Source organism: Methanoculleus chikugoensis, assembly GCF_900095385.1.
Lineage (GTDB): Archaea > Halobacteriota > Methanomicrobia > Methanomicrobiales > Methanoculleaceae > Methanoculleus > Methanoculleus chikugoensis_A.
This window is the reverse complement of sequence record NZ_FMID01000041.1, coordinates 1-21,808: the sequence shown is the minus strand read 5'-3', so window position 1 is coordinate 21,808 and position 21,808 is coordinate 1. Positions and strand designations below refer to the sequence as shown.

Genomic DNA, 21,808 nt, shown 5'->3' with positions numbered 1-21,808 from the left:
CGCCTCCCGGGCCAATCGCACGATTACCAGCCGTCGCCACCCCGGGGGATCAGGATTATATGCTGTCGAATCTTCACCGGGTGTGAGCACCGGGGGTGTATCGGGAGGTTTCACTATGGCGGAAGTCGTCCAGCATCAGGAAGAACAGATCGAAGTGGTGGTTGATTGCATCCTGGTAAACTACCGGGGGGATTCCGAGTCGCGGGGCAGGATTGTCCATGCGATCCTCGAGTGGGCGGAGGAGCACCCGGACGAGTGGAACGAACTGCAGGAACGCTGCCAGCAGCGGCACGAAGTGCTGGCGTAGGCCCCCGGGTATTGGGTATAGGTTCCTCTTCTCTCCTCCCCTCCTCTGGAAGTAAAGACCGCGGGAGAGCCGTCACATCGCCGGAGCATCAATCGTCTGAACGGGTAACGATGCTTATGAGGTGAGGGATGGGTTCGGATATCTTCAGGAGCAGGCGCACATGAACGTTATCGTCGTCTACGCAAGCAAGTACGGATCTACTAAAGAGATTGCGGAGTTCATTGCCGAAAAGTTGCGGGAGCACGGCATGCAGACGGAGGCCCGGAGCGTCGACGCGGCCCCGGATCCCGGGGATTACGATGCCGTCGTGGTCGGGAGTGCCGTATATATGGGACACTGGATGAAGGAGGCGGCGGAGTTCGTGCGGCGGGATCGAACAGTCCTTGCCGGACGGCCGGTGTGGCTGTTCAGCAGCGGCCCGCTTGAACTGGAGTCGAAAACGAGCCCGGACGACCCGGAACTGGAGCCCAAGGAGATCAGCGAGTTCCGGGAGCTCATCCACCCCCGGGACCATCACGTCTTCTTCGGTGCGCTGGACCCGGAGAGGCTCGGACTCCAGCACCGGCTGATCCGGAAACTGCCGGCCGGGCGTGCGCTCCTCCCCGAGGGCGATTTCCGCAACTGGGACGACGTCGAGACCTGGGCCGGCGGTATTGCGCAGGCGCTGGGAACTCCTTAACGCATTGGGAGGTAAAGAAACTGATTCCGTAAAAACGAATGCGAGGGGTGAGATTCGAACTCACGAACTCCTACGAGACTAGGCCCTCAACCTAGCGCCTTTGACCTGGCTTGGCAACCCTCGCACGGGTGTGCACGAACGGAAGGTGCATCGGTTGCGTTCTCACGCCCCGTTTACCTCATTTAATCTGTTGTCATACATAAAATACCTTTGTGCGGAGGGTGCGGGTATTTCCTGCCGGAAGGCAGCGAAGAGGGGTTCGCCGCCCGATATCGGGAGTGAAAGGCGAGGCCGACCCGCCGTTCAGGCGGCCGCTGCGCCCTGTTTCCGGTTCACGGCAATGAGGCGGGCGATATAGATCCGGGCCCAGCCGTATCCGACAAACGCGCCGAGGATGTTGCCGACGACGGCATGCATCGTCCTTTGGGTGCTCCCTTCGCCCGTGAAGATGGAAGATCGAGGTTTGAAATCCTATTCCTCATCCTTTTGTAACATCAGGAACGTGTTTATGGCCGTGTGACCGGGCACCTTCTCCAGAAGGCCGGCTTCCGAGAGTTCCTCAAGCAGGCTCTCATACCTTCGCGCCGACTCCTCCCTCTTTCGTTCCTCGTCCCCGGGGATCTTCGGATCGTAGGCATACATAGTTTCGAGGATATCGAGATCTTCGACGGTGCCGTCTTCCCATATCCGGGCATGTTCGTCTCCAAAACGATGAAAGCGGTAGAATTCCATGTATTCGTAACCGTCGGCCTCCCCGAAGACCCAGTTGAACCGAAAGGTTGCAATCCGCATCGACCCGCTCTTCCTCTCCTGCAGGGCATCCTCAGGTATCGCGAACGTCTCCCGGTACCTCTCCTCGAAGTAGCGGTTCATCTCCGCGAACACCGCGCCTATCTTCTCTATCGAGCCTCTCTCCATACAGGATAAGGCTCAGGCTCCTCATTTAAACGTAACCGTCCGGCTGCCGGCGGCCACGAAGATACCCTCGCTCCCGGCAACGGCATAGCGTTCATTAGCCGCCGGATTCAATATGGCTCTATGAAGGCCCTGTTCCCGGCCGCAGGCCTCTGCTGTGTGCTGATACTTATTCTCTTTTCCAGCGGCTGCATCACCTATGCCGGAAGCCAGGAGTATTACGATAACCGGGTTGCAGCGGAGCCGAACAACGCCGAGGCGTGGTGTATCCGGGGGATGTACTACAACAACCACTACAACCAGTATGCCGAGGCGATGGAGAGCTGCAACAGGGCGCTTGAACTGGACCCGGAATACGGGCTGGCCTGGTACCTGAAAGGAGTCATCCTGACGAACATGAATAAGACCGACGAGGCGGCGGCGTGTTTTGAGAACGCGACGAGGTACGATCCCGGGCTGAAGCAGGATGTGCAGTCCATCGTCGGCGATGCGTGATACGAATCCGTGGGGCGGTACCGGGTGCACCGTCCTTCCCGGCCGCGGTGTTCGGGGGTTGTACCTTCGGTTCGAGCACCGGGTGCCCATCGTAGAGGATGCTCCGGTCTACCCGTTCGCTTCCCGCACCCATATGCAAAATCGCCGCCAAACCTGAAACCACAGGTGAATACCAGAATGACCGAGAACGCATACACCAATCAGCTACACCAGATCGCCGTCGTGATGGGTGCGGATCTCTTCGGGGTTGCCGACGTGCGGAACTTCGAAGATCCGGAATACGCGGGCAACAACCCGCGGGAGATCATGGAGGATGCACGCTCGGTGATTGTTCTCGGCGTGGCGGTCCCGCGAGGCTCGATCGAGAGCCTGCCGAGGGGCAGGGCCGAGTATACCAATACCCTGATGGCGGGCACGGCGACGCTCCGGGTCATTGCGTTCCGCCTGGCACGCCTGATCGAGAAGGAGGGATACAAGGCCACGATCGTCCCAACAGAGGGCAGCGAGTTCGGGTACTGGTACGCAGACCGCGAGACGCTCATGGCTGATATGTCAATCAAGTACGCGGCGTACTGTGCGGGTCTCGGGAACTACGGGATAAACCACCTCCTGATCACGGACGAGTTCGGCCCGCGGGTCCGCATGACCGCCATCGTCACGGACGCCCCTCTCAAGGGACCGGAAGGCCCCCTGCGCCCTCTCCTGAATGAAGACTGCAAGAACTGTATGAAGTGCGTCGAGGCCTGCCCGGCCGCGGCGTTCACCGCCGACGGCGAGATCCGCCGGGAGCGGTGCGCCGAGTATATGTTTCAACCGCTCGGAAGCTCCGGTGCAGCCTCTGTGTCAGGGTATGCCCGAAGTGAGGGTGTGATTCTCGAAGGCTTCCTTCACTTTCGTGTCGGCAAGAGCTCTGCTTTCATCGGATCCGCAGGTCTTCACGGGCCAGGTACCACCGGGTAAACTCCGGATCGTAGATCCAGCAGACCTTGCCCTGTGCATCGATGGCGATCTTACTCGACTCCAGGAGGTACTCGATGATCGTCTTGAACGTCTGGTACATGACCTTCCGCGGCAGGCGCTCCCAGAGTGCCCGGCGGCGGTATTCGCCGCTGTGCTCCCGGATGAAGTCTTCGACCATTCTGATCGTATCGAGTGTGGGTGAATGGGCGGATCCGGCGCTTGCAGACATGATCTCAGGGTTGTTGTATAATTATATATAACAAGTTGATCCGGATGTGGCGGAACGGCTGCGGCTGCCAAGAGAATGAAGCGGCTCTTCCCGGCGAGGATTCTCTCCCGTCCGTGATATTTCCAGCTTGGAAACAAAGTGTTTCCGGAGTGGGAACAACAGCGAACCGTGGCTGAAAGACAAACCCAGAGATCGGTATCACGTCGAGGGGATCGCCCTTTTCGGATCGTATGCCTGCGATGGATTGGAATAGGGCAGCGGTATCGACGTGCTTGTCGAGCTCTGTTCCGGTGGGACCCCTTCGATTTACTCAATGATCATTGTATCATAATAATTCTGGAGATTTTTTATTACCCTCGCCAATGAGTCTTTGTCGTATACGTTACCGAGATATTTCCATTCTGGATAAGGAGACACCGCATCTGGGTATCTAGTAGGCACGTAGACATAGGCCTGCCCCAATCTCGCCGTTTTTACAATCGCAAACCGAGTCTTGTTTCTGTGGAAAATTGCCATGTTTTTCCTTTTTTCATCAAGGGGCAGATCTGAGGTGTCATGTCGGTCGATCACCAATGTAAACGAAATGTCATCACCCAGGCTGGCAATGGCCTCGAGCAGTTTGAAAGCGGCTTCTGCATGCTCCGCGTCTTCCGGCAGCGCCGCGTACTTCCGAAGGTCATCGATAGACTTTGACGGTGGGAATTCATAGAAGTCCAGTAATCTGTTAATAACGTCATCAAAGCTATCTTTCATCGATCCAAGAGCAGAGAGACGAGTATAGGTGTCTTCCCTTATCCGAACATTTTTCCAGTCAAACAAGTTCTTCACCATTTCTTCAACTTTGGTTTCCATTTATCTCACCACCACGCAGCACCCAACGTGCACATTTTGTATACTGTGTATACATGATATACATGATATACATGGTTTCCTGTTCTACTTTGATTATGTTCGATTGGGCGGATGAGTGAGATCGTGCTGTGGTATGAGCCCAGAGAAAACGGCGGGACAGGTAGACTATCATGCAATGAGATTCTCCTGTCGGAGCATATCGAGCAAATCTTCCCACCCTTTATGCAACTCACCCCGTATCATCCAGTGGATCTGACTTAGTAAAAGTCCATAGCCCTTATCTCCCAGCACCGCTCGTGACCCAGATAGACCAACGGTGTTTGCAAGCGATCCCGTTGATTTGAAAGCGGCGTGATACCCTGCTTTTTGTTGGACAAATGCAATATCTGCACCAAAAAGAAATAGATTTGTATAGAAGTTTTGATAGTCCTCATCGACTTCGCTATGCAACTTTGATGAGGCCTCATATAACTTGTTATATGAGTCGATGACAGGTGCATACGTCATTACCGTCTTGACTCCATGTAAACTCCGGTGATTTTCAATAGACAGGTCTATTTCTGGAATTGCAGTGGAGAAGTGCTCGTTTGTAGTTCGGACAACATGGTTAAATTGAACTCCCTTCTCACGGAAAGTCTCGTAATCTTCAAAAAATGTGTCGTTTATTGTTCCTATCTGCTGTATGTAGCCGGCTAGACTGTCTGCTGTTCCTTTATAGCAGTCATCAATGTTTTTCTCTTCGAACAGTGCAATAATATGAAAATCAAGGAGCTGCCGAAAAGATTCGCTTTCGGGATAATGCTCGCCCAGTTCTAAAAGAATCTCCGCGTCAAACCCAGTTCGATTCGCTAATTCACACACTTGATCATTTATTGGATCAAAGTTCGAGGGGTTGAGAACATTACTCGGATCAAAAGTATCCACCTGAATATCGGACACGCAGCCTGTTGTAACAATTGTGGCTGCCACTAACAGTATTACCAGTAGTGAGACGTGGATATTTGAGCATTGGTTCACAATTGAAAAATCCACCCTTTCAAAGATAAATATTTCCTGAAAGCGGCTTCAAGTGGCGTTAGAGGCGTAATCAGTTCCGCACATAACGCCATCGCAGCCCATAGGTGCTCACGCTCTGGCAGGTTCCGTCCGACACCACTCACAGACATTCGTCTGCACCTTCGGGGGTAAGAGACCGCCTTTCCTGGAGTCGTAGGCGTCGCACTGCCGGAGAGTGCCTGCGTGATCCGGTAGGCTATCTTGACGAGCGCCGTTGAGCACGCCGCACAGTAGAGAGAACTTTGGGGTGCGTTTAATCTCTTACATCGCGGGCCCCGCCCGGACGCGAACTCCTGCCTTACCAGAAATCGCGATTCGCGGCATGATGATTGCGTTGTTCGCTATCGCTCGCGATTTATAGTGGATGAGGCTCATACAGACCATATCATGTGTGAGGTTCTATTAGTCAAGAAGCTCATACAATTTTCAATATCGAAAAAATAGTAAAATTTATCATGCGCAAAAATAATTCCTCCAATGAGGTGGTATTCATGGCAAAGAACACCGGTGAGGGGTACAGGAAGGGAGCGGTCAAAGGTAAATCTCAATTCGAGCACTCTGGTACGTATTATAAGCGCGATGGTGATACTGGGCGCATTGTAAGCGGAAAAAAGAGCGGTGGGAAGTATAAGGGCGTTTCACGAGAGTAAAAACATTATCATTGAAATTCTCAGTATTCGAAATACGATTGAGAGCGGTCATCTTGGTGGTTATCCCTAAACACCTCTGCCGGAAGGGGGCACCCATTCGAATACCGTAGACCCTTTCAAACTCCGCTCTTGCAGCAACTTTGTTCCCCGTGGTAATATACGACACTCCAAGAGAGTGGAGTTCAAGTGTTCTATTTTGTAGTCCATCGATGCATTAAATTCCACAAAATATCCGCGGTGCCATTTATCTCCTCTCACTAATGAAGGATAGCTTTATGCCTCATTACTACTTTAGGAATTATTTAGGCGTAAAGATGGCACCGAGAAAGACAAAAAGAGCTCCTCGTGACACTTATAATTATGAATTAACGGGGATGTTTGGGGAAACCGTCTATCATGGGATAACAAATGATCCTGATCGACGAATCCAAGAGCACGCACGCAGTGGAAAAACGTTCAATGGTGCCCGAGTGTCATCAGCAAGATCTAGGATGAGAGCAGATAGTGACGAAACGAAAGCAATTCACCAGTATCAGGACAATAACATCTTTGGAACCCCTCCCCGATATAACAAAGCGAAGGTAAAAGATCCAGATCCTGATCCACTCGGATTATTTGGTCGCCCCTCAAAACGAGGTTCGAAGAAAAACAACGACTTCGGATTTGGGAAACTGTTTTAATTTTATTTTTCTGAAGAGGTTGGGTTCATCTCTGTTGGGTTCTTCTATCAGGACAATAATCATGCTTGCTTTAACCATCTTTTTGATGCTATAGATTTTAGTGACGGAAAATTCTATTTCCATTTGTTTCTTTTCTTGGGGGCAGTCTTCAGTCTGTCGCCAGAGAGAGGAACAACCTCAAACAAAAACACATTTTCAAAACTCAGAACCGCAAACCGTTCAAAAATCAATGCTGCGGGTGGGATCCGAACCCACGATTTCCAGATGTCCCAGGCTTGGACGCACCGTTCTCTCGAAAACCCTATGAGTCTGGCGCCCTAACCGACTAGGCCACCGCAGCATACAAAGTGCAGTATAACAATGCTGTATTGACAAATAAACCTTATGGCTCACCGGAAAAATTGGATGGAGGGTTACTTCGAGTTTCTCTGGATATACACATCGACCGCCGCAGTGATCGCCGCCACGTGTTTCCCATGGCGAAGCGAGGCGGCCAGCGTCTGCATCCGCGCCTCCTCCTCGTGGAGGTAGCGGCGCAGGCTCGTCGCGATGTGCTCCTCCTGCAGGAAGTGCGTGTGGGTGTCGCCGGCGATGAAGTGGGCGTTGTGCATGATCGCGTAGTGGAGCGGGAGCGTCGTCTTCACGCCCAGGATGACGTACTCGTAGATCGCCCGCCGCATCCGCTGGATTGCCTCCTCGCGGTTGGAGCCCAGAGCACAGAGTTTCGAGATCATCGAGTCGTAGTGCGCCGGGATGGTGTAGCCCATGTGGATGCCGGAGTCGACCCGTATCCCCGGGCCGCCGGGAGAGCGGTAGCGGACGATCTTGCCCGGATCCGCGGCGAAGTTGTTCAGCGGGTCTTCCGCGTTGATCCGGCACTCGATCGCATGCCCCCGGATGCCGATATCCTCCTGGTCCATCGCGAGGTCTTCCCCGGCCGCGATCGCGATCTGCTGCTTCACCATATCGATCCCCGTGATGAACTCCGTCACCGTGTGCTCCACCTGCAGCCGGGTGTTCACCTCCATGAAGTAGTGCTTCCCGTTCGCGTACAGGAACTCCACCGTGCCGACGTTCTTGTAGTTCGCCGCCTTTGCGGCCGCGATGGCCGACGCAGTCATCTCCTCCCGGAGAGCGGGCGTCATGATTGGGCAGGGCGCCTCCTCCAGCAGTTTCTGGTGCCGGCGCTGGATCGAGCACTCGCGGTCGTAGAGGTGAACGGTGTGCCCGTTCGCGTCGGCAAGAACCTGGATCTCGATGTGGCGCGGCTTCGTGAGGTATTTCTCCACGAAGATCGTCGGATCGCCGAAGGCCGACTGGGCAATCCGCATCCCCGCATCAATCGCCTCTTCGAGTTCTCCCTCGTTCTCGGCGATGTGCATCCCGATACCGCCGCCGCCCGCGCTCGCCTTCACAATCACCGGGTAGCCGATCTCGGCGGCGACCTTCTTCGCCTCCTCGACGCTCGTCACGCCCTCCGGCGTGCCCGGAAGAACCGGGACGCCGGCCTCGCGCATCATCCGCTTCGACCCGATCTTCGAGCCCAGCGCCTCGATCGTCTTCCACGACGGCCCGATGAACGTCAGCCCCTCTTCCTCGACCAGTTTCGCGAACCCGGCGTTCTCCGCGAGGAACCCGTAGCCCGGGTGGATCGCCTCGGCCCCGGTCTTCAGAGCCACATCGCAGATCCGCTCCTTGTTGAGGTAACTCTTCGACGGGTGCGCCTCCCCGACGCAGAACGCCTCGTCGGCATACTTGACGTGAAGCGCGTTGCTGTCCGGCTCGGAGTAGATCGCGACCGTGTCGATGCCCAGTTCCCGGCAGGCGCGCATGACCCGGATGGCAATCTCGCCGCGATTGGCGATCAGGATCTTATCAAAGTATTTCATCGCCCTGGTAGCCTCACTCAATGACCATCAGCACGTCGCCGTTCTGTACGACGTCCCCGGCGTCCACGAAGATCTCCGAGACCGTGCCGTCGCGGGGGCTGGGGATGGGATTCTCCATCTTCATCGCCTCGAGAACGATGAGCGTATCGCCCTTCCTGACGGCGCCTCCGCGCTCGACCATCAACTTCAGGACCATGCCCTGCATGTTGCTCTTGACGCCGCCGGCGACATCCCCGCGGGGAGCCCTGGCCGACGAGGCGGCGGCCGACGGAGCCGTGACCGAGCCCCCCTCCACAGTGACGATTCGGACCGAGAAGATCTCGCCGTCTACCTCCACCTCCATGGAGCGGGGGATCTCCGCAACCCCGGCCGGTGCGGCGGCCGCCTTCTCAGGGATCGCCTCGGGCTGGCGTTCGCCCCGGAGGAACGACGGCGCGATGCTCGGGTAGAGGATGTAGGTGAGGACATCCTCTTCCCGGTTGACGAGACCCTGTTCCGTCGCCTCCTTCTTCATCTGCTCGTAGATGGGCGCGAGTTGATCCGCCGGACGAACCGTAATCGGCAACTCGTTGCCGATGATCATCTTCCGGATCTCCGGACTGATCGGGGCGGGAGGACGACCGTAGAGGCCGAGGACGTAGTCCTTCACCTCATTCGTCACGTTCCGGTAGCGCTCCCCGTTCATGAGGACGTTGAAGACCGCCTGGGTGCCCACGATCTGGCTCGTCGGCGTAACGAGCGGCGGGTAGCCGAGATCCTCCCTCACGCGGGGAACCTCGTGGAACACCTCGTCAAGACGGTCGAGCGCGTCCTGCTCCTTGAGTTGCGAGACGAGGTTCGAGATCATCCCGCCCGGGAGCTGGTAGATCAGCACATCGGAATCGACCCTTCCCGTGATGGCATCGCAGAGAGAGTCGTACTTCTCCCGCAGGTCCAGGCAGACGTTCCTGACCTTCCGGAGCGGGAGAAGATCGATGCCCGTGTCGCGCGCCGTCCCGGCGACGCTTGCAACGACGCTCTCCGTCGGAGGCTGGGAGGTGCCGAGGGCAAACGGCGACATCGCCGTATCCAGGATATCCACGCCCGCATCGATCGCTGCCTGGTAACTCAGGGGCGCGACGCCGCTCGTGCAGTGGGAGTGGAGGCAGACCTTGACATCCGCTTTCTTCTTGATCCCCGTGATGAGGTCGCGGGCATCGTGCGGCATGATCAGGCCGGCCATATCCTTGATGCAGATCGAGTCGCAGCCGAGCGAGTAGAGTTCTTCCGCCATATCGACGAACGTCGCGACGGAATGGACGGGGCTCGTCGTATAGGAGATCGCACCCTGCAGGTGCGCCCCGACGTTCTTGACCTCCGCCATCGCTTTCTTCATGTTCCGGATATCGTTCAGTGCATCGAAGACCCGGAATATGTCGACCCCGTTTCGCGCCGACGCCTCTACGAACTTTTCCACCACGTCATCAGGGTAGTGCCGGTAGCCCACGAGGTTCTGACCGCGCAGAAGCATCTGGATCGGGGTGCGCTCGAGCTCTGCCTTCAGCACCCGAAGACGTTCCCAGGGATCGTCGTTGAGGAACCTGATGCAGCTGTCAAAGGTCGCCCCGCCCCATGCCTCGACGGAGAAGAAGCCCACTTCGTCGATGGCCCGGGCAAGAGAGAGCATATCCTCAGTCCGGAGGCGAGTGGCGATGAGCGACTGATGCGCGTCCCTAAGCGTGGTATCGGTGATATTGAGTGAATCTGATTTGGCAGCACACATCGAATTGTACACCTCGAAGGGCTGAGAAGATATCGATAAAGCCTCTCAAAAATTCATCCTACTAATATAAAAACGTCACGAAGAGGTAGAGCCGATAAAAAGGCGGGCATTATGGCCATTATTGTGGCGGGGACGTCCAGAGGATCCGTCCTGAAGCGGGGACATATCTTCCCCCCGGTCGTGTACCCCCGTACCACAAGCAGCCGTGCAGTCTCGTCGGCCCGCCGGATCTCTGTGACGATGAGGGTGACGGCGAGCGGTACGATAGAACGGACGCCCGGCCGGATACCTTTCAGTGCCATCGCCGTCCGCACCTGTTCGATCTCCTGACGGAGCACGGAAATGCCGGAAATTCCCATCTCGGCGACGAGCCCGACCTCGAACCCCACACGGTTCCCGAGAGCCCAGACCGCCACGGCAAGCACTTCTCCATCCTCCGTCTCCGTATATGCCCACGCCGCGAGGAGAAGGATCACGGTCATCCGGAAGAAGTAGGAGAGCCCCGCGCCGCCGCCCCACGCGGAGACGAGCGCCGTTGCGGCGACCATCCCAACGAGCGGCAGCAGCACCCCCGGCCGGGGGAGTGATCCTGTACGCGGCGTAAAGAGCAGCCACCAGACGAGTGCGGCGGCGGCTCCCACGGTGCTCGCGAACGCGGCGAGCGAGAGGACGGCGACGGAAAGAAGCCTCAGCCGCGGATCCTGCATAGCGCCTCCCGGGCGTCGGAGAGCCTGATGTTCATCGGCCGGGCGCCCTGTTCCAGAGCATATCGTAGATACGGCGGAGCGTGCCGCCAGGAGGGGATCGCGCCGGGCACGCTGCCGCGGGCCGCAAGAACGCCTTCCTCCATCTCCCAGATGGCGTCCACCCGGGGAAGAACCGCGCGCTCGTGCGAGAAGACAATCGTGATGCCGGCATCCCGCTCTTCGAGCATCCTGCAGGCCTTCCTCTTCGCGGTGCAGTCGAGCGAGGCGAACGGTTCGTCCAGGAGCAGCAGATCCGGGTCTCGCAGGATCGCGCATGCCAGGGTCAGCCGTTTGAGTTCGCCGCGGGAGAGGTGGAACGGGTCGTCGTCCGCACGCGCCGACAACTCCGCGAGCCTGAGCGCGTCATCCGGGATAAGACCCCAGGACGCGGCCTCCCCGGCAACCGTCGGAGAGGTGACGTGGTGTTCGGGGAACTGCAGCAGGAGCTGCGTCGACAGAACGTCGTGCCGCCGGACAGCCCCGCTCTCGGGCCGGAGGAGCCCCGCAAGCAGAAGAGCAAGCGTCGACTTCCCGCTCCCCACCGGCCCGCTGACCAGGTGCACGCCTTCGTCGAATGTGCCGCTGCCCCGGAGGGTGAACGAGTCCCGCGCGAAGACGAGGTCCGCAAGTTCGACCCTCACCGGCAGACCCTCCAGATCGTGGGATAAAAGCACGTCTCCTCGAGCGCGGCGAAGACCTCCTCCGGCGTGCCGTGGTGCCGGACGCGGCCGTTCTCCATGAAGAGGACGTAGTCTGCGGTAGCCGCAACGTCCATCGACTGCGTGCACCAGAGCACGTGGGCTACGGCGCTCTCCTGCACCACGCGCCGGACGCGCTCCGCCGTCATACCGTCCAGGTGCGAGTCGGCCTCGTCCAGGACGAGCACCTCGGGGTCGCCGGCGCAGGCGGCGGCCAGCGCGACGAGCGCCTTCTCCCCCCCGGAGAGGGCCGGGATCTTCTTGCCGAGGAGGTGCGGGATGCCGACCTGCCCCGCGGCCGCCCGGACCATCCTGTCCGTCTCGGGGCAGGGGAGATGGCGGAACCGGGGCATCGCCGCGATCTCGTCGTAGACCCGGGAGAAGAGGAGCGTCCGGTCGGGGAACTCCCCCACCCACCCGACCTTCACGGCGGACGGAGGACGGCCGAGGAGCCGGACCGATCCTGCTTCGGGCTCCTCGATGCCGGAGCAGACCGAAAGCAGCGTCGTCTTGCCGCTCCCGTTCGGCCCGATGACGGCGATATGGCGCGCATCTGTTGTGAGGTCGGGGACGTCGAGCAGCCGGTGCCGGAGATCGGTGATACGGATCATGCCACCCGTTTTCCTATGGTATAGGCGGCCGCGACCTTCACGACCTCGCCGACGGCGAATGGCGCGACGCCGACCAGGATGGCCTGGTAGAGGGAGAGCGATGCCGAGCAGGCGAGCCATGCGACGCCGAAGGCGTAGGTGAGAACGGTCGCCGCGATCAGCCCCGCGATCCGTGCCGCCGGCGACTTATGTTCGTAGGCGAGCCCGGCGACGAGGGCGGCGGGGATGAAACCGATCAGGAACCCGCCCGTGGGCCCGAGAAGCACTCCGAGGCCCGCCGTGCCGTTGTGGTAGACCGGGAGACCTGCCGCCCCGAGGAGGACGTAGAGAGCGACGGGGATCGCCCCGTACCGTTTCATGACGATCCCGGATAACAGGACGAAAAGGGTCTGGAGCGTGAGCGGAACCGGGGGGAGTGGTATGGAGATCCAGCTCCCGGCGGCGATCAGCGCGATGAATGTACCGCTGTAGGCGAGAATACGGGCCCGGTGAATCATATCGACCATTTTAATTGAACGGCCGACGATAAAAACCCTGTCAACCAAAAAAATATGTGGTGGTTGACAAAGGTGCTAGAACTGGAAACAGTCCCCGGCAATGACCCGCTCAACCTTCCCGTTGTCCTTCCGGATGATCAGGGCGCCGTGGGCGTCGATATCGATCGCCTCTCCCGCGAAGGTCTTATTGATCGTCTTGATGACCACCCGCTGGTCGATCGTCATGGAGAGGCTCTTCCACTCGCGGATGATGGAGTCGTATTCGCCGTCCTCGAGCTGCTGATAGCGCAGTTCGAGCTCCCGGAGAACCCGGGCAAGCAGCGCCACGCGATCGACCTCGTGGCCGACCTCCGCTTGGAGCGAGGTCAGGATATCCTTCAGGGGAGGCGAGAGATCGGTGAGCGATATGTTCGCGTCGATCCCGATCCCCAGGAGGGCGTAGTGCACGGTATCCGCCTCGGCAGTAAGTTCCAGGAGCAGGCCGGCGATCTTCTTGTCCCCGATAAAGATGTCGTTGGGCCACTTGATGAGCGCACTGATGCCGTACTCCTTGCGGATGGCACGGGCAATCGCGACCGACCCGGCCATGGTGATCATGAAGAGGTGGTCGAGCGGGATCTTCGGTTTCAGAAGAATGGTAATCCAGATGCCGCCGGCAGGCGAGACCCAGGCGCGTCCGAGCCTTCCTACCCCTCCGGTCTGCTCCTCGGCGATGATCACCATGCCGTGCAGTTTTTCAGGATCGGTCTCGGCGGCAAGTTTCTTCGCGATCCAGCCCGTGGAGGCGGTGCTCTCGAAGTGACGGATCTGCCGCCCGATGACCCGTGTGCGGAGCATCTTGTTGATCTCGTAGGGAAGGAGCCGGTTGGTCTTCTCCTCGAGGCGGTAGCCTTCCGCCCGGGACGACGATATCTCATACCCCAGTCTCCGGAGTTCGCGTATCTGCTTCCAGACAGCCGACCGGGTGATGCCCAGCTGCTCTGCAATCCGTTCCCCCGATACCGGGCCGGGCGATTCTTCGAGAATCTTCAGTACGTTGATTGCCGTATCCTTCATGTCCATTACCTTTTCGCTGCAGGCGACTCGGTCGGGAGCGGACACGGGTCCTCGCCGCAGACCTGTCTCCGGATCACCGTGCTCTGCTCCATAAAACCCGCCAGATCAAAGATGCCGGTCAGATCGACGATGCCGATTGCGCCGATTGCGCTGCCGTCTTCGTCCCTTACCGGCGCCACCACCACCGGGATGCCTTTGTACGGGCCGCTCGGCGGCCTGACCCTCTTCGTTACATTCTCCGCCAGGACTTCCTCGAGGATCGGGCCGGTGTAGGCCTCGTCGATCACCTCTCCGTCCTCGACCCTGACTCCGGGGCGTTCGCGGGACCGTGCCGTAACGGGCAGCCGACCAAGTAGATCGTGGATACATACCACGATCGGAATGAGATCGCGCGCGCTCGAAGACGCAGAGACGATGTATTGATCCATGGCCGTATCCATACTGTTCATCACGGTTTATCTAAAATAATGTTTCCCTATCATCGCAGGAGAATTCCTTCAGGAATTCACGCGACGGGTACTCATGGATACTGGTGACCAGGATCATCCCGCTGCCGAGCGGCTTCCCGACGAGGAGCGGCTCGCCATCGGGGGTGGCGGCAAGCGTCTCGCCGCCGTGTGACGGAAACGAGCCGTCGCACTCGACGGCGTCGAGGTCGTACCCCGAAAAAAGGGAGTTGAAGGGCCCCTCCCCGGCAAACCGGACGGCACGCGGACCGTAGGCGAACGAGTAGGTCACCGGGAACGGGAGCCAGTCGTAAGCGTCCGTGCGCGAGCATCCCGCGCCGAAGACCAGCAGCCGGCCGCCGTTCTCGACGAACCGCCGGATACGGCCTTCTGCCGCCCGGAGAGCGGGGAGAAGGTTCGAGTAGGCCGGATTCGCAAACCCCGTCGGTATGATGAGCGCACCAAACCTCCCGCGCCAGAAGGGAGATGCGAGCATGTTCGGGTTGACCGACTCGCAAGCGCCGCCGCAGTCCTCGATGAGGCGCGAGAAGATCAGGGGGTTGTCCCAGAGCAGCCCCGTCCTGCCGGTCACCCCTTGATCACCCCGAGCGGGTCGAGCCTTGCAACGATCTTCGAGAGGCCTGCCTCGTGCACGACGCGGACGACCTCCCCGCTTGGCTTGTAGACATCAGGGGCCTCCTCTGCAAGGACGGAGTCGCTGTGGGCACGCACCAGGATGCCCTCTCCCGCGAGGCGTTCACGGAGTTCCTTGCCGCGGATCTCTTTCTTGGCCTTCGACCGGCTGAGCACTCTCCCCGCGCCGTGGCAGGTGCTCCCCCACGTCTTCTGCATCGCGGCCGTCGTGCCGTGGAGGAGGTAGGATGATGTCCCCATGCTCCCGGGGATGATCACCGGCTGCCCGACCGCGGCATACTGCCGGGGAACGCCCTCCGCTCCCGGGCCGAACGCCCGCGTCGCGCCTTTGCGGTGGACGCAGACCTCCATCGAGACCCCGTCGACGTCGTGGCGCTCGAACTTCGCGACGTTGTGCGCGACGTCGTAGATGAGCCGCATCTCGTCGTAATCGATCCCGAAGAGGTGTGCGAAGACCTTCCTCGCTTCGTGCATGATGACCTGCCGGTTTGCCCAGGCGTAGTTTGCGGCCGAGACCATGCCCCCGTAGTAGGCACGGCCTTCCGGGGAGTCGATCGGGGCACAGGCGAGCTGCCGGTCGGGGAGACGTATCCCGTACTTCGGAAGCGCGCCCTCAAGCGTCCGCAGGTGATCGGTCGCGACCTGGTGGCCGAGGCCGCGTGAGCCGCAGTGCACCATGAAGCAGACCTGCCCTTCGGCGATCCCGAAGGCTTTCGCCGCTTCGGGGTCGACGATCTCCCTCGCCACCTGGACCTCCAGGAAGTGGTTGCCGGCGCCGAGCGTCCCGAGCTGCGGCAAACCCCGCTGGCGCGCTTTGGCGCTGACCGCGTCGGGGTCGGCACCCGGCATCGCTCCCTCGCCCTCGCACCGGACGAGGTCGACTTCGGTGCCGAGCCCGCGCTCGACCGCCCACCGGGCGCCGTCGACCATGACCGCGGAGAGGTCCTTGTTCGAGATCCGCATGGCGCTCTTTGCGCCCACGCCGGTCGGCACGGCGTCGAAGAGCCGTTCGATCAGTTCCCGTTTCTTGCCGGCGAGATCGGCCTCGATCAGGGGTGTCGTGATCAACCGGACGCCGCAGTTGATGTCGAACCCGACCCCCCCGGGGGAGATGACCCCTTCGGTCATATCGAACGCGGCGACGCCGCCGATGGGAAACCCGTATCCCCAATGGATGTCGGGCATGGCAAGCGAGTGCTTCACGATCCCGGGGAGCGTCGCGACGTTCGCGAGCTGGCGGACGGCTCCCTCTTCGAGCGTCTCCGCCAGTCTCCGGGAGAGGAAAAAACGCCCCGGCACCCGCATATCGGGAACGTATCCGATAGGAACCTCCCATTCGAGGTCCCCGATCTTATTGATTCCGGTAAGCATGGCAATCACTCAGATGTCGAAGATGATCTCCACCACGTAGCCCTCTTCTTCTTTAACGATTTCGAGCCCGAAGTAGGATATGCCCTTGATGAGCGCTCCCGCCGAGTGCCGCGCGGGGTCGAACGGCTCGCCCCTGAGGACGGCGGAGAGCCGGGTGCCCCGGAGATCGACGTCAAAGGTGCAGAAGACGGTGTTCTCGACCTCGGTGACGAAGAGCAGTTCCGAGAGGTAGTCGATGAGAAGCGATTCGAGGTTCTCCGCCTCGATCTCGATCCTCCGCTCGACACCCCTCTCCTCGCAGGGGCCGTACATCACGTGGAACATCGCGCGGCCTGCCTCGGCAAAGAGTTCGGCCAGGTCCGCGCCCCGCACCCGCATGAGGACGTCGGCGGTGTGCTCCAGTTCTTCGAAGCTCATGATCTAGAAGTCTTCGTAGAATATAGGAATCATTCCTCTGTGGATGGAATCGATGTAGCGGGCCTGATACTTTGAGATGTAGACGGTATAGTCACCGATCGAAACCTGCAGGTCGGTCGCCTTCGGGGGTTTGACCGATACCGGCAGGAGAATGGGTCCGCTGCAGGATGTGCTCACCCGGAAGTCGCGTTTCCTCTGGAGGATATACGATCGAACATCCTCCGTGACGTATATGCCCTGTGATCGACCTGGCTCCCCAACATCGCTCTGCATGGTAGTCTCTCATATTGGTGCTGGGGCTAAAAAAAGAGGTAGGGTTTCCGGGAACTATGTCGCCACGAGGATATTCGCCACCACGTCCACGTACTGATCCTTCAACTCGTAGATGGAGTTCGTCCCCTCCGCGTTCCGCCTCACGTGCAGGATGCCGATACGGGATGCGATGATGCCTACCATCGACGCAATGGAGTGGTAACTGACCGAGAACCGCTCCTGCAATTTCTCGTAGATCTGGGGTATGGTGAGAGATTTTACTTTGACGAAGAGGTTGAGCAGTTCATGCCGGATTCCATCCCGGTCACGTGAGAGATAACCTTTGAGTCGAGATTCTATCTCTTTTTTGAGCTCACCGGGCGATCTCATATGTGCTTGTGATTCGGGATTTTATATATATCTTTTCTTTTCATTCGTTAAATCGGGCATTCTGCCAGGAGGACGACAATTGTCTGACGAAATGATGCCATGTCGTTTCGCGTGACGCCGTTTCCCGCGATTTCGGATATTATTGGTTTGATCTGCTTTTAACGGGAAATAATCGCGATTAAGCGCCGCCGCCGTTCCCCGCCCGCCTCCACGGCGCGCATATGCCGCACCCCCTTCTTGAGGTGGACGAGACGCCCGAAGCGTGAACGTCGCCGGTGCGACCGGGGATGTGCATGCGTCGGAGCGATACCGCGTGAGGGAACGCTCCCGATAAAGTATCCCCTGCGGTGCCCGGCCGGGAACTCATTCCTACCGGGTATTTCAGTAATATCCGGACGAATCTCGGGTTCCACCGTATATCCATGGAGTAACCCTTTAACCTATCACACTCGTACAATTATACAGCATGGAATTTTCCGGATATGACATCAACAAATACTCTCCGCGGCAGATGGTAGCGCTGCCCCTCGTCCTTCTCCTCCTTGCCGGGGTCTTGCTTGGCTACACCATGCTCACCACCGGCCTGCCCCTGACACCGGGCATCGACTTTGCGGGAGGAACGGCGGTCACGGTCTTCACATCCGACAGCAGAGAGACGATCGAGGCAACGTTCGCCGGGTATCCGCTCCTATCGGTGGGTGAGGGTGTCGGCAATGGGAAATACATCCAGTTCGGCCCGATGGGCGATGACCGGTTCCAGAGCCTCACCGCGCTCATCAACGAGAGGTATCCCGATGCAAAGGTAGACCAGATCGGCGAGACATTTGGAAAGACGCTCCAGGGCCAGGCCTTTCTCGCCATGATCTTCTCATTCATCGGCATGGCCGTCGTGGTACTTATCGCGTTCCGTAGCGTGGTGCCGGCGGGTGCGGTCGTCCTCGCGGCCTTCGCCGACATCGCCATCACCGCCGGGGTCATGCAGATCATCGGCATCCCGCTCTCCCTCGGGACAACGGCGGCCCTGCTGATGCTGATAGGTTACTCCGTCGACAGCGACATCCTGCTGACGACGCGCCTCCTGAAGCGCAAGGGGAAACTCGAAGAAAAACTCGCCGGCGCGTTCAGGACCGGGATCATCATGACGACCACGACGCTTGCGGCCATCGCCGCGATGTGGGTCGTCGCCACGGCGGGACAGATCCAGATCATCAGCGAGATCGCGAGCGTCCTCCTCATCGGGCTCTTTGTTGACCTGATGAACACCTGGATGCTGAACGCCGGAATTCTGAAAGAGTACATCCTCCGGGGGAATAAGAGATGAACGGCGAAACCATCAAGACTCTCGTCAAAGACTGGCGGGTCGCCCTGGTGCTCCTGCTGGTCGTCGGCTCGCTCGTCGGTATCTACCTCGCCCCCCCGAACCCGGAGAGAGGGCTTGAAGGGAACCTCCAGTTCGGCCTCGATCTCCAGGGCGGCTCATGGCTGCAGATGGAGTTCCAGTCCGTGGTCGTGGCCTACTCGACCGACGGATCGGTCGGCGACCTCATTGAGAACCTGCGTACAGGTCTTGAGACCGAGGTCATCCAGATCGACGCGAACCATCTCGAGATCCGGAAGAGCGTCACCCGTGCCGACCTCGAACCGATCTTCGCGCAATCGGGCGCCTCGATCGTCGGCTACCAGAAGGGCGTATCGCCGTTCACCGCAGACGAAGTGAAACGGATCCTGAACGAGAAGGTGAACGCTCTCGGGATGCAGGATGCGAGGATCAACCTGCTCACCCCGACGGGGAGTGAGTACCCGCAGTACGTGCGGATAGAGCTCGCCGGCGTGGATATGACGACGGCACAGGAGATTGTCGGCACCCAGGGCCTCTTTGAGATACGGGTCCAGACAACCGGGAACGAGACCGAGCACGTCCTCTACGGCGACCAGATCACCAGCGTCGGCGTGCCGCAGAAGGACTACGATGGCCGCTGGGGCGTCGGGTTCTCGCTCACCGATGCGGGTGCGGAGGCCTTCCGGGAGGCTGCCATCGAATCCGGAGCGGTCAACAACCCGAACGCTCACAACCTCGTGATGATCCTCGACAACGAGACCGTCTACAGTGCTCCCCTCGGCGGGGACCTTCCGGCACAGCTCCGGTCGGGCCCGGTCAGGTCGCTCTCCGCGAGCACCGGCACCGGCGACGCCGGGCTTGAAGATGCGATGACGCTCCAGATCCACCTGCGGGCCGGCGCACTGCCGGTGAAGGTGGAGATCGTCGGCTCCGGCTCCGTTCCCGCGGCGCTCGGCGAGCAGTTCAAAACGACGGTCGCCCTTGCCGGGCTGCTCGCACTGCTCACGGTGGGAGTCGTCGTCTACTACCGCTACCGCGAGCCTTCGATCGTTCTCCCGATGGTCGCGACCAACCTTGCGGAGATCATCATCCTGCTCGGAATCGCCCGGTTCATCATCCAGCTCGATCTCGCCACCATCGCCGGTCTGATAGCAGTGGTGGGTACCGGCATCGACCAGCTTGTCATCATCACCGATGAGGTTCTCCACGAAGGGCGTGTTCCGTCGCCGAACCTTTACATGAAACGCTACGGGCGGGCGCTCGGTATCATCGCCGTTGCCGCCGCGACGGTCGTCATCGCCATGCTCCCGCTGGCGCTGATGGATCTCTCCACCCTCAGAGGCTTCGCCATCATCACCATACTCGGTGTCCTGATCGGCATCCTGGTCACCAGGCCCGCGTACGGAAAGATAATCATGGCGATACTCTCAAAATAACAACCCTACAACAACCTCTGTAGTGCGGATAACAGATCGAAAAGGGTATTATAACCCTGCCCCCTCTGTTATCTATGGGAACTGGAGTCGGTCGGATCGAGGAGTTCACTTCTCTCCTGGGCAACCCTCGATCCGCGTCCAACTATCGTAGCGCTGTGCGGCGCTACCTCGATTTTATTTACGGTCCGGTGCGGGAAGGCAAGATCGCCACGCCTGAGGAGGCACAGCGGTACGAGGAACTTGCAGAGGAGTACTTCACCGGGGATCACAACCCCGCGATCGATCTGCAGCGGTTCGCGGCATCCCTCAATGCATCGAGAACCCCGCCGAAGTCGGCGATCTTCTGGCTCTCCATCGTCAAGGAGTTCTTCAAGTTTTCCGGCGTGCCGGTGGACGACGACCTGTGGCGGACGGTGAAGCGGCGAGGCCCGAAAGGCCGCCGGGCACGGACTCAGGAGGCGACGTTCGACAAGGAGACGATCCAGAAGATTCTACCGCACATGCCTCTCCTGGCGAAGGCGGTCTTCCTGACGCTGATCAGCTCGGGGATGCGGGTTGGTGAGTGCCTGCAGTTGTCGCTCGCGGACTTCCACCTCGACGAGGAGCCGGCCCGGATCGCGATCCCGGGCCACATCCCTAAGAACGGCGAGCCCCGCACCACCTTCATCTCCCGGGAGGCTGCGGCGGCGGTCCGGGACTGGTTGGTCGTCCGGGAAGACTGGATGCTGTCTGCAGCGAACCGGAACCGCGGTCTGCTCAAGCATTACGGGAAAGAGTATATGCAGAAGCAGATCGAGGGAGACGACCGGCTCTTCCCGGTGCAGGCGAGCACGGTCCGGGAGGGGTTCGTCGGCGCCCTGGAGAAGGTCGGCCTGGATGAGAAGGATCCGAAGACGAACCGGTTTAAGATCCATCTCCATATGTGCCGGAAATACTTCCGGACCGTCATGGCGCAGCGGATCCCTCTGGATGCGGTGGAGCTGATGATGGGACACGACGGTTACCTGACGGACGCCTATGTCCGGTATACGGAGAACGAGCTCCGGCAATACTACCTGCAGGCAGAGGGGGCCGTCTGTGTCGGGGTCGCGGACGAAGTGGCGGCGGCGGTCGTGGGTGGACGCCTTGACGTGCTCCAGGAAGAGAACGCCGCCCTACGAGGAGAGCTCAACCAGATCCAGCGGCAGCTCGTGGCAATGAACGCGATGCAGGCCGATGTGGGCGCTACCCCGGAGGCGCTGCAGCGGTTGGTGGATGCACGGATCCGGGCGATGAAGAATAGTGGGGAGATTTAACCCTGAGGGCAAGAGAAACTTATTTTATGTACGCCGGGATATTATATCGTATCAGGAGGGAAAGAAGATGGCAAAACCGATAGAACTTGGGCTTGTCCTGGAGGGGGAAGACGCCCGGCGGTTCCA

26 protein-coding genes and 2 tRNA genes are annotated in these 21,808 nt (G+C 59.4%); 9 read left to right on the top strand and 19 right to left on the bottom strand.

The genetic code is table 11. The features are described 5' to 3' along the window. The first annotated feature begins 115 nt into the window (after positions 1–115). Both L21_RS08310 and L21_RS08305 read left to right on the top strand, forming a co-directional pair. A complete protein-coding gene (locus L21_RS08310; protein WP_074370013.1) occupies positions 116–307 on the top strand; it encodes a hypothetical protein in 192 nt (63 codons plus the stop codon). A gap of 160 nt (positions 308–467) precedes the next feature. After that, a complete protein-coding gene (locus L21_RS08305) occupies positions 468–986 on the top strand; it encodes a flavodoxin domain-containing protein (RefSeq protein ID WP_074370012.1) in 519 nt (172 codons plus the stop codon). Between the two features lie 39 nt (positions 987–1,025). Here L21_RS08305 and L21_RS08300 read toward each other — a convergent pair. Continuing rightward, positions 1,026–1,110, bottom strand: a tRNA-Leu gene (locus L21_RS08300). A 347-nt stretch (positions 1,111–1,457) separates the two neighbouring features. Continuing rightward, the gene (locus tag L21_RS08295; protein WP_074370011.1) at positions 1,458–1,904 is read right to left on the bottom strand and encodes a hypothetical protein; all 447 of its coding nucleotides are present in this window, start codon (positions 1,902–1,904) and stop codon (positions 1,458–1,460) included. Positions 1,905–2,024: 120 nt separating this feature from the next. Here L21_RS08295 and L21_RS08290 point away from each other — a divergent pair, with 120 nt between their 5' ends. Together L21_RS08290 and L21_RS08285 are read left to right on the top strand one after the other, a co-directional pair. Beyond that, complete coding sequence (locus L21_RS08290; protein WP_074370010.1) at positions 2,025–2,396, top strand: tetratricopeptide repeat protein; 372 nt, start codon at positions 2,025–2,027, stop codon at positions 2,394–2,396. A gap of 177 nt (positions 2,397–2,573) precedes the next feature. Beyond that, the gene (locus tag L21_RS08285; RefSeq protein WP_256712779.1) at positions 2,574–3,356 is read left to right on the top strand and encodes a 4Fe-4S binding protein; all 783 of its coding nucleotides are present in this window, start codon (positions 2,574–2,576) and stop codon (positions 3,354–3,356) included. On the opposite strand, the gene L21_RS08280 is transcribed toward L21_RS08285, so the two are convergent. From L21_RS08280 to L21_RS08270, 3 genes are all read right to left on the bottom strand, one after another. Continuing rightward, on the bottom strand, positions 3,313–3,585 hold the full coding sequence (locus L21_RS08280) for a hypothetical protein (RefSeq protein ID WP_074370009.1): 273 nt from the start codon (positions 3,583–3,585) through the stop codon (positions 3,313–3,315). The two genes, L21_RS08285 and L21_RS08280, sit on opposite strands and share 44 nt — an antisense overlap. A 306-nt stretch (positions 3,586–3,891) precedes the next feature. Further along, positions 3,892–4,437, bottom strand: coding sequence for an antitoxin VapB family protein (locus tag L21_RS08275; protein ID WP_074370008.1), 546 nt, complete (start codon positions 4,435–4,437; stop codon positions 3,892–3,894). A gap of 168 nt (positions 4,438–4,605) precedes the next feature. Then, positions 4,606–5,454 (bottom strand): hypothetical protein, encoded by an 849-nt coding sequence (locus L21_RS08270; protein WP_178377704.1) that lies wholly within the window; start codon positions 5,452–5,454, stop codon positions 4,606–4,608. A gap of 530 nt (positions 5,455–5,984) precedes the next feature. Between L21_RS08270 and L21_RS14125 the strand changes: the two genes are divergently transcribed. Beyond that, a complete protein-coding gene (locus L21_RS14125; protein WP_178377703.1) occupies positions 5,985–6,143 on the top strand; it encodes a hypothetical protein in 159 nt (52 codons plus the stop codon). Positions 6,144–6,403: 260 nt separating this feature from the next. Continuing rightward, positions 6,404–6,823 carry a GIY-YIG nuclease family protein gene (locus tag L21_RS13840; RefSeq protein ID WP_143727246.1) on the top strand — a complete coding sequence of 140 codons (420 nt, stop codon included), beginning with the start codon at positions 6,404–6,406 and terminating at the stop codon, positions 6,821–6,823. A 230-nt stretch (positions 6,824–7,053) separates the two neighbouring features. On the opposite strand, the gene L21_RS08260 is transcribed toward L21_RS13840, so the two are convergent. The 14 genes from L21_RS08260 to L21_RS08195 form a co-directional block, all read right to left on the bottom strand. Continuing rightward, positions 7,054–7,163: transfer RNA gene (locus L21_RS08260), tRNA-Met, on the bottom strand. A gap of 73 nt (positions 7,164–7,236) precedes the next feature. Beyond that, a complete protein-coding gene (locus L21_RS08255) occupies positions 7,237–8,712 on the bottom strand; it encodes an acetyl-CoA carboxylase biotin carboxylase subunit (RefSeq protein ID WP_074370005.1) in 1,476 nt (491 codons plus the stop codon). 13 nt (positions 8,713–8,725) lie between these two features. After that, positions 8,726–10,474: a pyruvate/oxaloacetate carboxyltransferase gene (locus tag L21_RS08250; protein WP_074370004.1), complete on the bottom strand. Its 1,749-nt coding sequence runs from the start codon at positions 10,472–10,474 to the stop codon at positions 8,726–8,728. 53 nt (positions 10,475–10,527) lie between these two features. Next, on the bottom strand, positions 10,528–11,181 hold the full coding sequence (locus L21_RS08245; RefSeq protein WP_074370003.1) for an energy-coupling factor transporter transmembrane component T family protein: 654 nt from the start codon (positions 11,179–11,181) through the stop codon (positions 10,528–10,530). Next, positions 11,163–11,861 (bottom strand): ATP-binding cassette domain-containing protein, encoded by a 699-nt coding sequence (locus L21_RS08240; RefSeq protein WP_074370002.1) that lies wholly within the window; start codon positions 11,859–11,861, stop codon positions 11,163–11,165. Before L21_RS08240 ends, L21_RS08245 begins: the two co-directional genes overlap by 19 nt. Next, positions 11,858–12,529: an ATP-binding cassette domain-containing protein gene (locus L21_RS08235; protein ID WP_074370001.1), complete on the bottom strand. Its 672-nt coding sequence runs from the start codon at positions 12,527–12,529 to the stop codon at positions 11,858–11,860. Before L21_RS08235 ends, L21_RS08240 begins: the two co-directional genes overlap by 4 nt. Further along, a complete protein-coding gene (locus L21_RS08230; protein WP_074370000.1) occupies positions 12,526–13,035 on the bottom strand; it encodes a biotin transporter BioY in 510 nt (169 codons plus the stop codon). The genes L21_RS08235 and L21_RS08230 overlap by 4 nt, the downstream gene beginning before the upstream one ends. 66 nt (positions 13,036–13,101) lie before the next feature. Next, positions 13,102–14,082, bottom strand: coding sequence for a biotin--[acetyl-CoA-carboxylase] ligase (locus L21_RS08225; protein ID WP_074370051.1), 981 nt, complete (start codon positions 14,080–14,082; stop codon positions 13,102–13,104). Positions 14,083–14,087: 5 nt separating this feature from the next. Then, positions 14,088–14,522 carry a DUF2111 domain-containing protein gene (locus L21_RS08220; RefSeq protein WP_083608893.1) on the bottom strand — a complete coding sequence of 145 codons (435 nt, stop codon included), beginning with the start codon at positions 14,520–14,522 and terminating at the stop codon, positions 14,088–14,090. Positions 14,523–14,541: 19 nt separating this feature from the next. Then, entirely contained in the window at positions 14,542–15,120 is a 579-nt protein-coding gene (locus L21_RS08215) for a hypothetical protein (RefSeq protein ID WP_074369999.1), read from the bottom strand. Beyond that, positions 15,117–16,553 carry an RtcB family protein gene (locus tag L21_RS08210; RefSeq protein WP_074369998.1) on the bottom strand — a complete coding sequence of 479 codons (1,437 nt, stop codon included), beginning with the start codon at positions 16,551–16,553 and terminating at the stop codon, positions 15,117–15,119. Before L21_RS08210 ends, L21_RS08215 begins: the two co-directional genes overlap by 4 nt. Positions 16,554–16,562: 9 nt before the next feature. Beyond that, on the bottom strand, positions 16,563–16,970 hold the full coding sequence (locus L21_RS08205) for an archease (RefSeq protein ID WP_074369997.1): 408 nt from the start codon (positions 16,968–16,970) through the stop codon (positions 16,563–16,565). A gap of 3 nt (positions 16,971–16,973) precedes the next feature. After that, positions 16,974–17,147: a hypothetical protein gene (locus L21_RS14535; RefSeq protein WP_305954480.1), complete on the bottom strand. Its 174-nt coding sequence runs from the start codon at positions 17,145–17,147 to the stop codon at positions 16,974–16,976. 150 nt (positions 17,148–17,297) lie between these two features. Then, positions 17,298–17,612 (bottom strand): DUF2551 domain-containing protein, encoded by a 315-nt coding sequence (locus L21_RS08195; RefSeq protein WP_074369995.1) that lies wholly within the window; start codon positions 17,610–17,612, stop codon positions 17,298–17,300. Positions 17,613–18,078: 466 nt separating this feature from the next. On the opposite strand from L21_RS08195, the gene L21_RS08190 reads away from it, so the two are divergent. From L21_RS08190 to L21_RS08180, 3 genes are all read left to right on the top strand, one after another. Next, on the top strand, positions 18,079–18,933 hold the full coding sequence (locus L21_RS08190) for a protein translocase subunit SecF (RefSeq protein WP_074369994.1): 855 nt from the start codon (positions 18,079–18,081) through the stop codon (positions 18,931–18,933). Then, on the top strand, positions 18,930–20,387 hold the full coding sequence (locus tag L21_RS08185) for a preprotein translocase subunit SecD (protein WP_074369993.1): 1,458 nt from the start codon (positions 18,930–18,932) through the stop codon (positions 20,385–20,387). Before L21_RS08190 ends, L21_RS08185 begins: the two co-directional genes overlap by 4 nt. Before the next feature lie 74 nt (positions 20,388–20,461). Then, complete coding sequence (locus L21_RS08180; protein ID WP_083608892.1) at positions 20,462–21,682, top strand: tyrosine-type recombinase/integrase; 1,221 nt, start codon at positions 20,462–20,464, stop codon at positions 21,680–21,682. The last annotated feature ends 126 nt before the right edge of the window (positions 21,683–21,808 follow it).

Coding starts and splice junctions, on each gene's coding strand:
- L21_RS08205 (WP_074369997.1), bottom strand. CDS start 16,970: ATGAGCTTCGAAGAACTGGAGCACACCGCCGACGTCCTCATGCGGGTG.
- L21_RS08185 (WP_074369993.1), top strand. CDS start 18,930: ATGAACGGCGAAACCATCAAGACTCTCGTCAAAGACTGGCGGGTCGCC.
- L21_RS08225 (WP_074370051.1), bottom strand. CDS start 14,082: ATGAAGGATACGGCAATCAACGTACTGAAGATTCTCGAAGAATCGCCC.
- L21_RS08230 (WP_074370000.1), bottom strand. CDS start 13,035: ATGGTCGATATGATTCACCGGGCCCGTATTCTCGCCTACAGCGGTACA.
- L21_RS13840 (WP_143727246.1), top strand. CDS start 6,404: ATGAAGGATAGCTTTATGCCTCATTACTACTTTAGGAATTATTTAGGC.
- L21_RS08190 (WP_074369994.1), top strand. CDS start 18,079: ATGGAATTTTCCGGATATGACATCAACAAATACTCTCCGCGGCAGATG.
- L21_RS08305 (WP_074370012.1), top strand. CDS start 468: ATGAACGTTATCGTCGTCTACGCAAGCAAGTACGGATCTACTAAAGAG.
- L21_RS08235 (WP_074370001.1), bottom strand. CDS start 12,529: ATGATCCGTATCACCGATCTCCGGCACCGGCTGCTCGACGTCCCCGAC.
- L21_RS08180 (WP_083608892.1), top strand. CDS start 20,462: ATGGGAACTGGAGTCGGTCGGATCGAGGAGTTCACTTCTCTCCTGGGC.
- L21_RS08245 (WP_074370003.1), bottom strand. CDS start 11,181: ATGCAGGATCCGCGGCTGAGGCTTCTTTCCGTCGCCGTCCTCTCGCTC.
- L21_RS08275 (WP_074370008.1), bottom strand. CDS start 4,437: ATGGAAACCAAAGTTGAAGAAATGGTGAAGAACTTGTTTGACTGGAAA.
- L21_RS08220 (WP_083608893.1), bottom strand. CDS start 14,522: ATGGATACGGCCATGGATCAATACATCGTCTCTGCGTCTTCGAGCGCG.
- L21_RS08295 (WP_074370011.1), bottom strand. CDS start 1,904: ATGGAGAGAGGCTCGATAGAGAAGATAGGCGCGGTGTTCGCGGAGATG.
- L21_RS14125 (WP_178377703.1), top strand. CDS start 5,985: ATGGCAAAGAACACCGGTGAGGGGTACAGGAAGGGAGCGGTCAAAGGT.
- L21_RS08280 (WP_074370009.1), bottom strand. CDS start 3,585: ATGTCTGCAAGCGCCGGATCCGCCCATTCACCCACACTCGATACGATC.
- L21_RS08285 (WP_256712779.1), top strand. CDS start 2,574: ATGACCGAGAACGCATACACCAATCAGCTACACCAGATCGCCGTCGTG.
- L21_RS08250 (WP_074370004.1), bottom strand. CDS start 10,474: ATGTGTGCTGCCAAATCAGATTCACTCAATATCACCGATACCACGCTT.
- L21_RS08210 (WP_074369998.1), bottom strand. CDS start 16,553: ATGCTTACCGGAATCAATAAGATCGGGGACCTCGAATGGGAGGTTCCT.
- L21_RS08290 (WP_074370010.1), top strand. CDS start 2,025: ATGAAGGCCCTGTTCCCGGCCGCAGGCCTCTGCTGTGTGCTGATACTT.
- L21_RS08255 (WP_074370005.1), bottom strand. CDS start 8,712: ATGAAATACTTTGATAAGATCCTGATCGCCAATCGCGGCGAGATTGCC.
- L21_RS08310 (WP_074370013.1), top strand. CDS start 116: ATGGCGGAAGTCGTCCAGCATCAGGAAGAACAGATCGAAGTGGTGGTT.
- L21_RS08195 (WP_074369995.1), bottom strand. CDS start 17,612: ATGAGATCGCCCGGTGAGCTCAAAAAAGAGATAGAATCTCGACTCAAA.